We start from the raw sequence: 16,565 nt of genomic DNA on the forward strand, positions 1-16,565 counted from the left end.
CATTAGGAATAATACTTTAGTTAAAAGTAATCGATTTAATCCGAATGCCCAAAAGCCGCTCATCATCACCCATGCCTAAACTTTTTGGGCTGGCTAAGTTAGCTGGAAATTTAAACTCAATAGATACATAATCTTTGAGATCATTTTTTGGAATATCTATCGTCAGTATATTGTTATCGCCATTTTCAAGTAAAAAATTTCCCATAAAAATAGTATTGATAAATATTTGCACACTTTGAGACGGGTGGTTTTGGGTTATTAATGCTCTACAGTTAATGATGAGCTTTGTCGGTTTCGGATTTGGTAGTGGAATCACAAGCTGAACTGGGCTTCCTTCAGACCAAACGCCAAATTCCTCAGGCCAACTCCAACCACGTCCAATAATTTGTTTAGCATCAAGGTTTAGCAAATAATCAGCACCGTGCCCATTTTTTGAAAAATCAATTGGAGTATTTAAGGTCGGAATTTGGAAACTTTTATTCATTTCCTGATCTGGCAAAGGTAATTTACAGCTTGAGCAGGTTTTCCAATTAGGCGCCAGAACATTAAATCCGTCTATTCTTGCAAATAGATGTTTAGAGCGATCAAGGTGCGTTAATACTGGCAAAATTCGTTCATCATCAAAAATATAGAGTGTGTCAGGGTCAAATTGACCGCTCATAATGGCTTGATCAATTTTGGCCCCAGCCAGTTTGATTTTTTTATCATCGTACCTACCCAGAAATATTGAATTTGTAGCCATACGATGAGTTGCAGCATAGTAGGCCCATGTATTCCACCCTCTAGGTAAGATTTCAACATCTCTGTGTATTGGGTATACAACAAGTTTGTGATATTTATTCGCTACGGAATCCCAAAATGGATCAACTAATAGCGTTGTTAGTTCTGATTGAAATTTTGAAGAAGGATTTTCACCAAATCGGGTTCGAATTTCACGCCACCCAGCACTGGTATCACCAATTTGCAGTAAGCAAATAAAACTTAAAAGCCAAATTAGATTCTTTTGATTAAATATTTTAAGACTTAGGTAAATGCTAAAGAAAATGATTGCGTAATATGCGGGCCAAAACATTCTTCCTGATGCGCGAAAAGTACTTACTAAATTTAATAAGAATTCAGATAAAGGAATGTTTATTTCCCATCCACCTATAGCTATCTTATTAGAAAGAGCAAAGCAAGCGAGGGCGCCGATGACTATTATTAAAAATAAATGCTCTCTAATGATTTTAATGAAACTGGTCACCCATTTTTTGTAATAAAAAATTAGGATAAAAATTAAGGTAATAACGCCTATGCCAAAATAATTAAAACCTTCAAAATGATTCCACTCTGCTGGTAAATTGTAGAAGTATGACCAAGGCAAGCCAGCCCAACCACCCGGAAGAATAGGCGCTAATAAATTCATTTTTTTTATGCCAAATTCGCCGCCGCTAGCACCCGGTACGAAGTATCCTGTCACCCAAAAAAATAGAATTAAAATAATGACCAAAGCGATAAGTTCAACAATAAATTGGCGAAGACGAATTTTAGTTTTGAAATAAATTAAATCCAGTGAACTACCTATGAACAGTGCTAAACCCATGAATAAAATATAGCCATTAATTAAGGCAGATATAGCGATTAATAAAATCCACCACAATGCTCGATTTTTTTGATTCTGCCTTAGCGATAAATACAGAGCAGCCAAAATTAAAAATTGGCCAGAAAATGATGCATGAAAGCCAACTCGAATTAGAAAAGGTGGAGCAAAGACAAAAAGTAATGTTCCCAAGGATTGAATTTGCCAACTAGGCTTTAATAAGCTGAGTAAAAGCCAAGCAAAATAGGCCTGCAGAATAAAACAACAGAAATACCAAATGCCAAAATATTGAAATGGCTCTGATAGTAGTGGTGAAAGTAGTTTGAATATAAAAGCAAAAATAGGAATTGAATCTGAATAGACAATCGATGAGCTGATATCAATGCCGTAGTCTGGGTTCATTCCCAAAGGGAATGTCCATGGCCCATGGCGAAAAAAATCCCAACTGAGGTAGTGCAAGCTCAGGTCGCCACCCGTATCTAGCCACCCAATATTAGTGGGGTCTAAGCCATTTGGGCCGGCAACGATAGCAAATCCAAGTAAACCTAAAATGAAAGGAATTAAGCCTTGCAGACGCTTAATGGTGTTATTGGTCATCGTGCTTTTGAAGGTTTAATGGAGGGCGCACGGGAATGCCAAGAATTAGGCGAAATAATGCCAATACTTTGGCTCCATACAGAACAAAGTTTCCACTTAGTAGGTATTTGCCGTTAAGAATTTGAATCTGACCCAGTGCTAGTAAGCGAGGGATGCGGGCGCTAAAAATAGCCTCGCGGTTATAAAGTTGAAGTAAGTGCGCCTTTGAAATCGGACCTAAGCGATTAATGGTGGTTAGTAATTTTGTATGCATTGATGTATCAGTTGCAGCAAATAAGTTCCAATTGATTTTGATCGCCGCATTAATGCAAATAAATAGATATAAAAAATCAAGCCAATGGGCTGTGGGAATCACTCCAAAAAAGCTGAGAGATGCCACTAAAACAATGAAGACAACATTGATAATTTTTCCCGCCAGTAAAGACGAGGTATGGGTAATTGGTTTTTTACCTTGCTTGACCGATACAAAATTGAGAAAAGCGGTTAATCCAAAAAGACAGAAAAAAGAAGCTACAGATAAACCAATAATCAGTTCTTCAGTAAAGTTAAAAGCAATATGATCTGACATGTTGCTTAGCCTTCGCCTGGATAGCGAATAAATAAAAGCGCTCTATACCAAGTAATAAATCTTGCATATCTTTGGCCTTTGGACGTGGTTAAGAGTTCACCGTTTTGCTCAGTTAGCATGTTTGAATCGAGTAAATGCTGAATACGAAGACCTGTTAACTTATCTTCTGGCAGGGTTTTAATAACCAATTCACTAGTATTAATACCAGCAGGCATATATTTTTTAATTTCTAGTAGTATTTCTACTGAAGGACTGTATTCGATAATGCCAGCATAAATCATCAGGTAGGCGCAGCCAATAAGCCCATATGGCGTCAGACAAGCTAGTATCCATAAAAATTGAATGAATACAGGCTCACTACTTGTAAAAACATAAAATATGCCATACGCTAGGAAAGTGAGAAAAAAAATCGCAATAATCCAGTAGGGATAGGCTACTGGAATACGGATTTTCCAAATTAGAAAATGAATAAACCAAGCTGTTACTAGTAAAACAAAAGCAGTTAATAACGCATTACCAAGCATATTTCAGTTTATTCCTTGAAAGACGACTCATGAGCATGCCAATAGATAAGCGGATAAAAAGCAATTTTATTCTACAATGCTGTTAATGGAGCAATTTCCCCCCCTTTTTGAATTTTAAAGCGGGTTTGCGAGCAAAACGAAAATCGTAAGTTTAATTTACAGGCAATTGAGATGATCAAAAAAATAAGTCAATGTCGAATTTGTAAAAATACCCAGCTAACCCAGATCCTTGATTTGGGAACCCAGATGTTAACGGGGGTATTTCCAACTGAAAAAAATACCCAGACGGTGACATCAGGGCCATTGCGCTTAGTCAAATGCTGTGGTGAAAAGGCATGTGGTCTTGTGCAATTAGAGCATTCCTATGATTTAGCTGAAATGTATGGCTTAAATTATGGCTATCGATCCGGCCTTAATAAAAGCATGGTCGACCATTTACATGGCAAGATTGCCAAAATTTTGCAGGCCATTGAACTGAAGTCCGGAGATTTAGTTATTGATATTGGTAGTAATGACAGCACCTCTTTACAGGCTTATCCCAAAAATGTTGCCACTTTAGTTGGCATTGACCCAACAGGAATTAAGTTTCATCAATACTATCCAGAGCATATCGATTTAATTCCCGATTTTTTTTCCGCAGATCTCGTGACGAAAAAATATCCCGGTCGAAAAGCCAAAGTAATTACCTCATTTTCAATGTTTTATGATCTTGAAGATCCCATGGCTTTTATGCAAGAAATTGCCCAAGTTCTGGCTGATGATGGTATCTGGGTTTTTGAGCAAAGCTATATGCCTACCATGCTAAAAACCAATTCATTTGATACGGTCTGTCATGAGCATTTAGAATTTTATGCGCTCAAGCAAATTCAATTTATGGTGGAGCGCGCTGGCTTGCACATTGTCGATGTAGAGTTAAATGAAACCAACGGCGGCAGTTTCTCGATTACAGTGCGTAAAAAACAAGCTGGTGATCAGCTTGAACCAGCTGTTAAGGCTATATTAGATCAAGAAACTGCCATGGGTTTGGATACTTTAGAGCCATTTACCGCTTTTTCTCAACGAATTGAAATTGTAAAAAAACAATTATTGGCGTTTATTAAAGACTGCAAAGTAAGGGGTAAGAAAGTAGCGGCTTTAGGGGCCTCTACTAAAGGTAATGTGCTATTGCAATATTGCGGGCTTAGTGCAAACGATATTTTTTGCGTAGGGGAAGTTAATAGCGAAAAATTTAATTGCTTTACACCTGGAAGCTGGATACCTATTATTCCTGAGTCTGAGTTAATTTCCTTAAAGCCAGACTATTTAATTGTGCTACCTTGGCACTTTAGGTCTTACTTTATTCATAACCCAAAATTTAAGGGTATGCAGTTGGTTTTCCCTTTGCCTGAGCTGGAGATTGTTTCTTAAGGCGCCTGACACGCAATATTGATTGCTTCATATGCGAAGTAGCTTTAAAAATGAGCGCTTATCATCGCTAGTAGAGTGGCTTATTCCGCTTTCATTGGGAGTAGCCTCATTTTTTGCTTTGGTAGGCCCATTAGCTTTAAATCCAGAAAACTTAGCTTGGATTATTCCCTCAGATACAAAATTGAGTTATCTAGGCTGGGCTTTTTTTGGTAATTCTCCTTGGTCTATCCCCTTAGGATTAAATCCTGATGCGGGTATGGAAATTAGTACTTCCATTGTTTACACCGACTCTATCCCGCTTTTGGCCTTTCTATTTAAAGTTTTCACACCAGCCCTACCAAAGTCTTTTCAGTATTTAGGCATATGGACGATGCTATGCCTAGTATTTCAGGCCCTAATAGCGTGGCTTTTCATGGGATTAATTACACAAGCAAAATGGCAACGTTTTTTTTGTACCACCTTGTTTGTTTTTTGGCCACCGCTCATGATCCGTCTTGGCCTTCACGTAGGACTTAGTAGTCAATTTCTGATTTTGGCCGCACTTTACTTAAATTTACGTAAAACGAACGTCTATCGCTGGTCTGCTTGGGCTTTGGTCTTAAGCATTTCTTTATTAGTGCAATTTTATATTTTTGTGATGGTATTTGGTTTATGGATTAGTAATGTACTGGATAGTACTTTATTAAGTAAAAAAATCTCACTTAAGAATTGCGCTGTAGAGCTCAGTTCTATTACAATTATGTTAGGATTTCTATTTTGGCTTACAGGCTATCTAGCCATTCCAGCAGGAGCAGCATCAGGAGGCCCATTTGGCATGGGTAAGATGAATGTCTTATCCTTATTTGATGCGCAATATTACTCCTATATTTTACCCTCTTTTTTATCTTCAACTGACCAAATTAATGGGGTACCATTAACCTCTTTTGAGGGATTTAATTATTTAGGCTTAGGCGTAATTGGCTTAATCCCCTTTGCTTTTTATGCATACTTTTCAAAGCCAAAAATAATTACAAAAAATTTAATTATTTCTCATTTATTTTTAGCACTTTTTTGTTTATTTTGCGTATTTTTTTCTATTCTTAAGCCAATCGGCCTTGGTAGTTTATCTTTTGATATCGCACTGCCATGGTGGCTAGATTACATAGGTCCCATTTTTCGCAATAATGCGAGGTTTTTTTGGCCCGCCGCCTATGCTTTGGTTTTTCTACTTATTTATTGTGTCTACAAAGGCTTTTCCACTAGAGTTTCTTTTTTTATTTTTCTTTTTTGCTTTTTAATCCAAGTAATAGATACTAGCTCAGGGTGGTTACCCCAACGCAGACAACTCATGACTGGTCCAGGAACAAGTTTTTTGCAAACCTTATCGAATCCCTTTTGGGAAAAGGCAGGCAAGCACTATCGCAAAGTCTCGCGTGATCCAATTGAGTACTGGCCTAAGCGCTGGGAAGAAGTTGCCTTATTTGCCGCTAAGTATGGCATGGCTACAAACTCATTTTTAATGGGTCGGGTCAATAGTGCGGGGTATCTACAGGCTAATGCGTTATTGCAAGCTATGAATTTTTCTGGCCAATTTAGCTCCGATACTCTATATATTTTAGAAGATTTAGAGGCGATGGTTGCTGCGCAACACATTAATTACAAGCAAGATTTATTAGCCAGAATTGATGGTTTTAACGTTTTAGCCCCCAATTGGTATGCTCAACATGCAATGACCCCCGATTTGGAGGCGCAGGTACTGCGCTATCCAAAGATATTGCTTAGAGATGAGCTTTTCTTTGGCAAGGGGGGTAATGGCACACTTTTCTTAAAAGGGCTTGGAAAAAGCGATCAAAATGACCCTGGTTGGTCTTTTCCAGAAAATTGGGGAGTATGGTCCTTTGGAAACAGCGCAACCTTAACGATTCCTTTGCCTGAGGATGGTATTGCAAATAAGCTAGTACTTCAGGTGCAATTTTTAATTAACCCTAAGCTTGGTTACCAAAAGATCAGCATGGTTACTGAAACGGTGCGAGGGTTTTTTATTCTGCATACAGAGCCAAAAGAATTGCGCATTTCAATGCCTTTGGCATCCACTTTAGGTGATCAAGGTGCGCAGATAGTGCAGTCGAGCATTGAAATACCCATTACTGAAAAAGAACGCAGTTTAGGGGCAGTGAGCGTCAATTTTAGTTTTCCTATGCCGATTAGACTACGGGATATGCAATCCAGTGACGATAGTCGTGAACTCACTATGGGCTTAAAGAGCGCTATGTTTTTACCTTAGCACCTTGTTTTTGACCAATCAATAGTGCTTGGGTAAAACCATCAGCAATACCAAAACTATAGCGATTTAGCTCAAAGCCGGCTAGCTCTAGTATTTTTTTAGCTTGACTCTTGGAAGTGATGTAAGTGATTTCGGCGGGGTGTAAAACAATATTTTTTTTCAACACATTATTGAGGATGTAATGAATGAATTTTAAAGCCATTACTGTTAGGCTAAAGCGTGTTGGCCAAAATAAGACAATTTTCCCATTGGGTTTTAAGACTCGCTTAAATTCATGCAAGATAGCTTGAATTTCTCCTGGAGTAAAGTGCTCCATCACACCAAGATTGTAAATGCCATCAACGCTACTATCTTCTAAGGGGATAGCAAAAATTGAGCCATGAATTAATTTTTTTACTGCTGGGTTTGAGCGCTGGTAAAGCATAAGTGCTGCGGGGGAAATATCAAGGGCGTAGATCGAGTACCGTGGACTGATATCGCGGTCTACTTGGCCGCTCCCACAGCCAGCATGAAGCAGAATATCTTGGGGTAAAAAGCTTCTAAAAATAGCACGATTTAGGGTTGGGCCAATTATGCATTTACGGTAGATCGAAGCGATGACTCCATATAACCAATGGGATTTTTTATTGGCACCCCGATCCCAATACTCATTCCAGCCTTGAGGATCAGCTTGCTCACCAGAACTGACAATCGATACACCGTCGGATTTTAAAATAGTGAGTTGCTCTGGGCTCGTAAGTTTAGTGATGTATAGGTAAAGTAATTGACTTAGGCTTTTAATCACATCATTCATGCGCATTTTAGAATGCCCATAAGTGCGCGCGGGCAACTGGGTTGGCACTTCAGCAATGGAATAATTATTGTAATTTAGTACAAAAAGGCTTTCAAAGAAAAATGAGTAGCTATTCGATTGCACTAAATTTAAAAAATGCTGCGGCACCTGATCCAGGCGGTAAAGGCGGTACGCCCCAGTAGCATCTTGGGTTAAACCTAAAAAAGTTTTAGTTAGAAAGTAGCCTAAATGCGTCATCGTACGACGCTTGAGATTCCAAGTCTTAAGACTATCAGCTAGCATGTAACGCGAACCAACAACAATATCAGCATGTTCACTTTGCTCTAAAAACTGGGGAATATATTTAGGTGAGTGGGTTAAGTCACAATCCATGGTCACAAGTTTTTGATAGCCATGCTCATAAGCCCAATTAATACCAAATTTATGGGCGCTACCAATGCCATCTTTACCTAAGCGGTGAATAACGTGTACGTTCGTATGTTCTTTGGCTAATTGATCGAGGAGCTTACCAGTGCCATCAGGGGAGTTATCGTCCACAAAAAGAATATCTGCAGGTAATTTTTGCTCGAGTAATAATCTAAGAATCGTTTGGACATTATCGACTTCGTTATAAGTCGGAATAAAGATGAGAAGTGAATTGGTGGGAGTGGGTAAATTCATAAGCTCAATTGTAAGTTAAGTTGAATTATTCAAAAATTGCTGAAATAAGGCCGATGGATAAAACCCGAGCGTCTACTCCAAGCCCAATTTCTTGGGGTTTAGCCTGATCAATAAAAATGAATTCAATGGCCAAATAGTCAGGACGACCTAATTTCTCAGAGTTAATGGACAGTCGCATTTGACGATGCGTGTCATCTAGAATTTGCAGTGAATGAAAGTCGCCATTTATTTTGACCACCACGCGCTGCTTTGGGTGAGATGGGCTAAGAAGGGGGTTAGTATCAAAAATAAGGCTAGAAAAGGGTGCTAGTGGTGTAGGTAAGGCCAAATGGGCTTCTCGCCCTTCAGCCCAGGCTCCCCAACTTTCTGGGTATGACCAGCCCCAGCCGATGATGGGAAACTGACCTATGCCAATTAAATACCACGTACCATTACCATCCTTATTAAACATCACTGGCTGATTAAGTACTGGCCTAATAAAAGCAGCGCGGTATTCATGGTCAATTGGAATAACTGGGCAAAATTGGCAGTTTTTCCAGCCTGGCGCCAAAACAATCATGCCATCAATATTGGCTAAGAGATCTGCTTCGGAATTTAGATGCATTAAAGCCGGAACGATTTTTTCTTGGTCAAGAATATAGATGGTATTTGGGTCAAATTTCCCTTCTTTAAAGAGGCGGTCATAGTGCGCATTGGCAGCATCGATTTTTTTGGTGTCCACGCGCGAGAGATAAACCATATTAGTGGCAAGTTTATGGGTAGCAGCAAAACTGGCAAATCGTGCCCAGTCCCAATCCTCACCTTTAGTGAAATATTGCATGCTCATTTGTTTTAATGGAATCATATCGATACGCTGATATTTTTGTGCTGCTATATTCCAAAATGAACTTTTGAGTCCTTGGGTCGCTTTAGCAAAGGCACTAGGTTGATGCGCTGTGGTACTAATAAATTGCCGCATTGAATACCATTTAATACTACTATCGCCAATTTGTAAAAGAAGGCCAAGCATTAAAATAAAAACAGCGCGCTTTGCAAAAGCGCGAGTAATGAGATAGATTACTAGGAAGGTAATGAGATACATATGGGGCCATAAAAAACGCCCTGAATTTCGTACGTTACCTAAAGCAAATTGGAGAGAAAGCGGCAGTGGGTAATCAAAAGCCCAGGGGCCAATTTCTACATGATTAGAAAAAGCTACTAGAGCCAATACAACTAAACTTAAAATAAAAAAGGGGTAATACTTTAATTTTGACCAGAGCGGAATTTTTTTAAAAAATGCGCCAATTAACCCGATTATTAAAAGCGAGATTATTCCCAGCCCAAGAAAATTATTTTTTTCCTCGGTTGTTGAATAAAAACTGGGCAATAAATAAGACCAGCCATTAGAATTAAAAAAAACAAAGAATTCTGGGCTAAAACCGCTGTAATGATTTAAAACTGTTTCATTTGATGCGCTAGCAAAATATCCAAGCTGCCAAGCCATGAATCCGGTAAAGGTAACTAAGCTAGTGATTTCAATGAGTAGTTTTTTTAGGCTGAGGGTTTTATTAGGCCAATAACTATCTAGAGCACTTGCTAACCAAAGAGCAGCAATGATTGCAAAAATATAGAAATGGGTTGCTAATGAGCCCACTAGGAGCAATGCCCAATACCAAAGCCGATGATTTTGAAGACGAGATAAGTTGAGATATAAGGCTGCTAAGATAAAAAAATGTGCAGTTAGAGCAGCATGCAAATTAATGCGAAAGAGCATGGGGATAGCAAATACAAAGAGCCCAGACCCCATGATTTGAACGGCTAAAGTTCGGGTGAAAAGGCCAGTTAATAGCCAGCCAAACCAAGCTTGTAAAATAAAGCACAATAAGGTCCAAAGCCCAAAATATTGGAAGTCAGTGGCAAGCCACGGGCTTAAGATCTTAAAGGGGATGGCAAAAAGGGGAATAGCATCGGCAAAGACAATCGAAGAGCCAATATTGGCCCCATAATTTGGGTTAAGACCGATTGGAAATCGCCAACCATCATGACGAAAAAAAGTCCACCCCAAATAATGTTGGGCGCCATCGCCGCCTTGTATCCAATTAATATTAGTAGGATTGAGATGCTCAGGCCCCACCACAACAAAATAGGCTATTACCCCCAAAAGGATTGGGATGAGCTTATTCCAAAAGGGCCTAGTGAGCGGTTGGAAATTCAAGGTATTGTGTTTAACCAAGGCATAAAGCCAATCTTACTATGAACGCTTATGAAAATAAGCAAAGGAAAAGACGCTAAAAGTGCTCGATAATATAACACCACGCTGTTTGCGGTTTGCTAAGGCAGATCATGCTGGGCGCCGTTTTTGGGTTGGCCTCTTTTTTCTTTTGATGGTGGTATTGGGTTGGAGCATTTATTCCGACTATGGTTTTACGCGCGATGAATCGATTAATCGTCAGCGCGGCATAGTGACCATTAATTACCTAGGTAAGTTATTTAATTGGCCAGATTGGCAAAATATTGATCCATTAAAGCAAGATGCGCGCAATCGCTTTGAGGAGCTCTCGCCAACCGAGGCAGAGCATGGTGCTGTGTTTGAAAGTGCCTCAGCTGCAATAGAGAAGTTGTGGTTTGGTAATGAAATTGCCACTGAACGGGATGTCTACCGCTTAAGACATTTTTTAATCTACCTCGCATTTGTTGGCGGTGTTTTTGCTTTGTATCAAATTGCCGCACGCCGTTTTGCTGATTGGCGAGTTGGTCTGTTAGCTGCTCTTATGCTGGTACTTAGCCCGCGGATTTTTGGTAATGCTTTTTTTAATTCGATGGATATTGTCTTTTTGGCAAGCTTTAGCTTGGCCGCAAATGCCAGCTTAGCTTTTTTTCTTAAGCCTAATTGGCGCTTGGCAATTTTAGGTGGCCTATGGAGCGCGATAGCATTTGATGTTCGTAATTTAGGTATTTTAGTGCCCACCTTAATTTTGGCCTTGATTTTTTGGCAGTGGCTAATCAGAGTCATAAGTAGGGCAAATAACAAAGAACTTCCACAACTATATTTAAAGCCCCTTTTTATTTACCTGATCACGTTTATTGGCTTAGCAATTTTATTTTGGCCTTGGCTATGGGAAAGTCCTTGGGAGCGTTTATGGCAAGCTTTTATGGTGATGGCGCATATTCCCTTTGAGTTAGAAGTTTTGTACCTAGGGAACATCATTGGTTCATTTGCTGTTCCTTGGCATTATGTTCCCGTTTGGATTGCAATTTCAAGCCCGCTAATATACCTACCTTTTTTTGTGATTGGTCTAGGGTTTACCTTTTTTACCTTCATAAAATCACCTTTTTTATTGGGCCCTAACCGAGTACAGTTACAAGATTTATTTTTTACCGCTCTTTTTTTAGCACCCATTGTGGCAGTCATCGTATTTCATTCGGCCCTTTACGATAGTTGGCGCCATTTATTTTTTGTGTATCCCTTTTTTATTTTGCTTGCATTAAAGGGATGGATTTGGTTTTTAGGAAAAATAGACTCTTATATTTTCTTTTACCGCGCTAGCATTATTTGCTTTAGTCTCTACCTTGCTTTTCTTGGAGTTTGGATGTTTAAAGCCCATCCATTTGAAAGTATGTATTTCAATATGCTAGCGGGAAAAGATTGGAAAAGCCATTTTGATGTTGATTACTGGAGTTTAGGAAGTCAGCAGGCATTAGAGTATGTTGTTCGCCATGACACTAAACCCTTTGTTAAGGTGGGGTCGGTAAGCCAGTTGACTGATTTTGGTGGCTCAAGACTGATGGATCCAACTGAATATGGACGGCTTTATGGAGTTCATTCGCCTTTGTTAGCCGATTACATGATTGATATCTATCGCACTAACCCTGAACCTTTCATAAATTCCAAAAATACATACGTTCCTTATCATGACATCAAAATCGGTGATGAAACGATTATTTCAATTTATAAAAATCAGCTAAATCCACCCGTCCCAAGTGTTGAGATTGGGGAGAAGATTGAATTTAGTAAAGCAGCAAAAGGCACCTATTTTTTACTTGGTATTGGTATGGCCGATCGTCTCGGTATTGGCTGGCATTATCCCGAAAACTGGGGCACTTGGGCAGCAGCAGATAAAGCGACACTCCTAATCGCTACACCCAGTGGAGGAAAGCCCCAAACACTCACTTTAGAAATGAATGCCTTAGTTTCACCAAAGCATCCCATTCAACGAATTGAGATAAGGGTTAACGGGGGCCCTACCCAAACTTTCGTCTTAAATAAGTCTGTAGGAAATATGATTACTCTAGTTTTATCCAAGCAAAAGCGACCCACGAACTATGTGGAGATAGAAATTCGCTCTTTAGATCGGGTAGCACCACAAGATATAATTAAAGGATATGAGGATTCCCGTCCACTTGGTATAGGTATTGTTTCAATAATATTTGAATAAAGCTTAACCCTTTTTTAAAAATACCGGCAAATTAAAAAATTTCAAAATGAATTTACAAAATAAAATTGATGAAATTCGATTTCAAAAAATTATTACTTTTACTTTTTTTACTATTATTTTTATTTCAACATTAAATAATGCTTACTTAAGTGGAGATGACTTTGTAAGTATTTCAGGACAAATTTGGAGGGACGTCTACATTCCTTCATTTTCAAAAACCTGGATTCCAAATAGAGTTTTTGACCCTTTTGGACAAGCCCTATTTACATACGTACTTGATTTTTTATATTTCCCTCTTAACAATATTTTTGGACTTTCATTCTTTTGGGTACATAAGATTTTATCAGCCGTATTTTTTTCATCATTTTTAACGGTGGTTTATTTATACATTGTAAATTTTATTAATTTATATAATGACAATAAAAACGATAAAGCATTTTTAATCTTAGTAAATATTTCAATTGCAATTGGCATAGCCTCAATCCTGCCTTGGCAAAATCATACCTACATTATTTCTTATGAAGTACCTGCTTTCCTTTCTTTTTTGCTTTTAGTAGAAATTATAAAAATTTTGTATCCAAGAGGGGTAGATGCAGGTACACAAAAAAATCAAATCCTTAGGCCACCTTCTGCACTATTTCTTGTATTAATTTATGTGTGCGTATTTTCTCTAGAGGCCTATTGTCTGATTTTGGCGCTAACGTTTTTTAGCATGGTTGCATTTAATTTTATTAATAAACTAACCAAAAATAGGTATCCATACATCAACAGTTTTAGGTTTTTAGCAGAGAGACAAGTAATTTCCTTCTACGCGATCTGCTTTATTCTTTTAACAATGTATTGCATGTTTCTAATTTTAAATTTTTCAGAACGAATTAGAACTAAAGGGCAAATTCTGATCAGTGGATTTCAATTTTCAATAAATAGCATTATCCCAAGTGATAATAATTGGCTTCTCATGTTCGCAAAATCACACGGCATTTTTATAATTGGAATTACATGCATTTATTTATTACTATTTTATGTATATAAAAGACTAAATATTGTGTTTAGTTTTAAGCATTACTTTGTTAATGGCCCTATGCTTAGCATTTTAATAATGACGGGAATTTCATTAAGTCTCGCATCTTTTATAATTATTGCTTGCTTATCAAAATTTACGAGTCTTAATTTTTTTAATTTTAATATCTATCCATGGGGGGCATTATTCTTACCTGCAAAGTTATATTTAATTTTATTTTTTTCTTTTTTTGCAATTAATTTGAATTCAAGAATCTGGCCAATCAAGAGTTTTATTGCCTTGCTAATTTTTATCCTTACCACTCAATATCTAATGCTTTTTTTCTCGTTTTATGAAAGAAATTCAAATAGAGCTTTATTGGTTGAGCGCGCCTATAATTTAACTATTCAAAATCCAAATAAATTCGCGGTAATAGATACAAAAATAGAACTTCATAACATCGAGGGTGCCAAATTACCTTTCCCGGCCTATGATTCACCGAGTTGGCTTACCTTTACATTTGGAAAAATGCTAAAAAAATATTACGGTATAGAAGAAATGCCAAGTTATAAATAAATATAAACTCATGTTGTGAAATTTAGTAACACTCTAATAAATAACCAAATTTAAGGTCACAAAATATAAAATTGTGAATAAACTAAAGTTCTATTTATGTAAATTTATCCCATATATTATTGGCGGACTTTTATTTCTTTTTTTTATATCTTTATATTTTCGTAACAGCTCTTTATACCCAATTGTCATTGATGAATATTTTTACAATAAATTTTCTCGTCTAGAGCCTTTATCTTTTGCTCACTATCCAAACTATTTATATTACTTAATATACCGCGCTACAAATTCTTGTGGCGATGCATTTTGGAGTTGTGTCCAATTTTTAAATAGCATATTTTATGTAGCAGCTTTTTTCCCCATTTACGGCATTACCAAGAAAGTATGTAATCAAAATACTGCATTATTCATCGGTCTATTCTCGATAATCGCCCCCTTTAATTATTTCACTGCTTTTTTTATGGTGGAGGCAGCTTATTTCTTTATTTTTTGGGTATCTATTTGGGCCTTACTTGAAATCAATCAAAAAACTCTAATAGTGCAGTGGTGTCTAATGGGGTTCCTATATGGGGTTTCAATGCTTATCAAGGTAAATTCTGTCCTTATTTTGCCTGCATATTTAATTTATCTAATATATGCTGGTTATGAAAACCAAAGCAACAAAAACGCAAAGAATTTATTCATACGATTAGGGTTATTTACAATTTTTGCGTTCGGTACAAAGTTTATTTTTAGTTGGTTAGTCGCCGGTAATAATGGCTTAACAATTCTAGGTAGTATGTATAGCGATAGTGTAGAGGCTGCAACAAAATTAGTAAGTACTGAGGCAGTACCTGCGGGCATTGGTCCTGAAATTCATAGCCTCACAACTAATAACTCCTTTATTAAAAACTCAAAGTTGCTAATTTATGCTTTTTCTGTAAATTTATTACCCTTATTATTTATTTTTTCAGTGCCGATAGCTTCTACTATTTACTTTCTAAAAATAAATTTCTTTAAAAAAGTAATTGAAGCTGGGCACACATCAAGTAATAAAATTTATCTTATTACAACTATTTTTATTGGCAATTTAATTGTAGTCACAAGCCTTTTTAATTGGTTTTTAGTGCGACTGTCCTCGGGGGAAATTTATCCCATGAGACGATATTATGAATTTGCTTTTCCGCTTTTTCTAATATGTACGTCAGCCTCCTTAAGCTTGTTACGCGATAAAGATAGATTAGGCCTTAAGTTTGCAATTGGCAGTCTATCCGCTTTGGTTGTACTGTGCTTACTTTTCTTTAAGTCGATGCCCTATTGGGTTTCAGATTGGTTTTCTGAAAAGCCCTTTGTTTTTTATTGTCTAGGAATCGCTGTATTTATTAATCTGTGTATTTGGATATATAAAATTCGATGGGGAAATTATTTATTTTTATTTATAGTTTTTCCAATGATTGCAATTTATTCCAATATAGGAATGGATGTATTTTTAAAAAATACTCGATCTCAGCCTGCTGACAATGACAAGGTTGGCATATTTATACGTAATTATCTAGGCGCTAAGGATATTAGCGAATTAGTTGTAGCCAGCGTTAAACCGCAGCCTAATCTTTTATTTTATTTTGATAATCCAGCAATTACTACACAAGAATTGATTCCCAATGGTATCTATGACCTATCAATGATGCCGCCAAATAAATCAAGGGTTTTATTGCTAGGCGATTATCCGATTGCTCAAAATGCTTTAGAGCAAACCCATATGGATTATCTGCCATTAGGAAATGCCACTCTTTATGGTGGGCATGGCAATTTTATACTTGATTTTAGGAAAAATGATTGGCCCGAGTATGTAATAAAAATAGATGGTTTTGATTATCCAGAATCTTGGGGGGCCTGGTCAATTGCAAAAAAAATTAGACTAGAATTCAAGCATCCACTTCCAAGAAAATTTAACCTTAAAATAAATGCCAGAGCATTTTCTAAAAATAGTAATCAAGAATTAATTCTCAAAGTAGGAAATTTTAAGACCCAATTCAAATTGAATGATAATTATTCCGAGGAGGTCATTGCAATTAATAATTACGAAAAATCAAGCATTTTAGAAATTACCATACCTGCTCCAACCGCTCCAGCGACACTAGGAATAGGGCAGGATGAGCGACAGCTCGGTATTGGAGTTAAAAGCATGGAATTTATTTGGTAATTTT

Annotated in this window: 10 protein-coding genes; 5 read left to right on the plus strand and 5 right to left on the minus strand. The window is 37.4% G+C overall.

Annotated elements, in window-relative coordinates:
• Window positions 1-16: 16 nt before the first annotated feature.
• From LZG75_RS03345 to LZG75_RS03355, 3 genes are read right to left on the minus strand one after another with little or no spacing between them, the layout of a single operon-like run.
• The gene (locus LZG75_RS03345) at window positions 17-2,176 is read right to left on the minus strand and encodes a DUF6311 domain-containing protein (protein ID WP_233935145.1); all 2,160 of its coding nucleotides are present in this window, start codon (window positions 2,174-2,176) and stop codon (window positions 17-19) included.
• Complete coding sequence (locus LZG75_RS03350; protein WP_233935147.1) at window positions 2,166-2,744, minus strand: hypothetical protein; 579 nt, start codon at window positions 2,742-2,744, stop codon at window positions 2,166-2,168. Before LZG75_RS03350 ends, LZG75_RS03345 begins: the two co-directional genes overlap by 11 nt.
• A gap of 5 nt (window positions 2,745-2,749) precedes the next feature.
• Window positions 2,750-3,268 carry a hypothetical protein gene (locus tag LZG75_RS03355; RefSeq protein WP_233935151.1) on the minus strand — a complete coding sequence of 173 codons (519 nt, stop codon included), beginning with the start codon at window positions 3,266-3,268 and terminating at the stop codon, window positions 2,750-2,752.
• A 171-nt stretch (window positions 3,269-3,439) separates the two neighbouring features.
• Here LZG75_RS03355 and LZG75_RS03360 point away from each other — a divergent pair, with 171 nt between their 5' ends.
• On the plus strand, window positions 3,440-4,675 hold the full coding sequence (locus LZG75_RS03360; protein ID WP_233935153.1) for a class I SAM-dependent methyltransferase: 1,236 nt from the start codon (window positions 3,440-3,442) through the stop codon (window positions 4,673-4,675).
• 31 nt (window positions 4,676-4,706) lie between these two features.
• A complete protein-coding gene (locus tag LZG75_RS03365; RefSeq protein ID WP_233935157.1) occupies window positions 4,707-6,938 on the plus strand; it encodes a DUF6311 domain-containing protein in 2,232 nt (743 codons plus the stop codon).
• Here LZG75_RS03365 and LZG75_RS03370 read toward each other — a convergent pair.
• Both LZG75_RS03370 and LZG75_RS03375 read right to left on the minus strand, forming a co-directional pair.
• Complete coding sequence (locus LZG75_RS03370) at window positions 6,922-8,391, minus strand: glycosyltransferase (RefSeq protein ID WP_233935160.1); 1,470 nt, start codon at window positions 8,389-8,391, stop codon at window positions 6,922-6,924. The two genes, LZG75_RS03365 and LZG75_RS03370, sit on opposite strands and share 17 nt — an antisense overlap.
• A 25-nt stretch (window positions 8,392-8,416) precedes the next feature.
• The gene (locus LZG75_RS03375) at window positions 8,417-10,603 is read right to left on the minus strand and encodes a DUF6311 domain-containing protein (protein WP_370635387.1); all 2,187 of its coding nucleotides are present in this window, start codon (window positions 10,601-10,603) and stop codon (window positions 8,417-8,419) included.
• Window positions 10,604-10,664: 61 nt separating this feature from the next.
• On the opposite strand from LZG75_RS03375, the gene LZG75_RS03380 reads away from it, so the two are divergent.
• From LZG75_RS03380 to LZG75_RS03390, 3 genes are all read left to right on the plus strand, one after another.
• The gene (locus LZG75_RS03380; RefSeq protein ID WP_233935166.1) at window positions 10,665-12,806 is read left to right on the plus strand and encodes a glycosyltransferase family 39 protein; all 2,142 of its coding nucleotides are present in this window, start codon (window positions 10,665-10,667) and stop codon (window positions 12,804-12,806) included.
• 46 nt (window positions 12,807-12,852) lie between these two features.
• Entirely contained in the window at window positions 12,853-14,382 is a 1,530-nt protein-coding gene (locus LZG75_RS03385; protein ID WP_233935169.1) for a hypothetical protein, read from the plus strand.
• A gap of 73 nt (window positions 14,383-14,455) precedes the next feature.
• Window positions 14,456-16,561 carry a glycosyltransferase family 39 protein gene (locus tag LZG75_RS03390; protein ID WP_233935173.1) on the plus strand — a complete coding sequence of 702 codons (2,106 nt, stop codon included), beginning with the start codon at window positions 14,456-14,458 and terminating at the stop codon, window positions 16,559-16,561.
• The last annotated feature ends 4 nt before the right edge of the window (window positions 16,562-16,565 follow it).

It is taken from the genome of Polynucleobacter sp. IMCC30063, assembly GCF_021395235.1.
GTDB lineage: Bacteria > Pseudomonadota > Gammaproteobacteria > Burkholderiales > Burkholderiaceae > Polynucleobacter.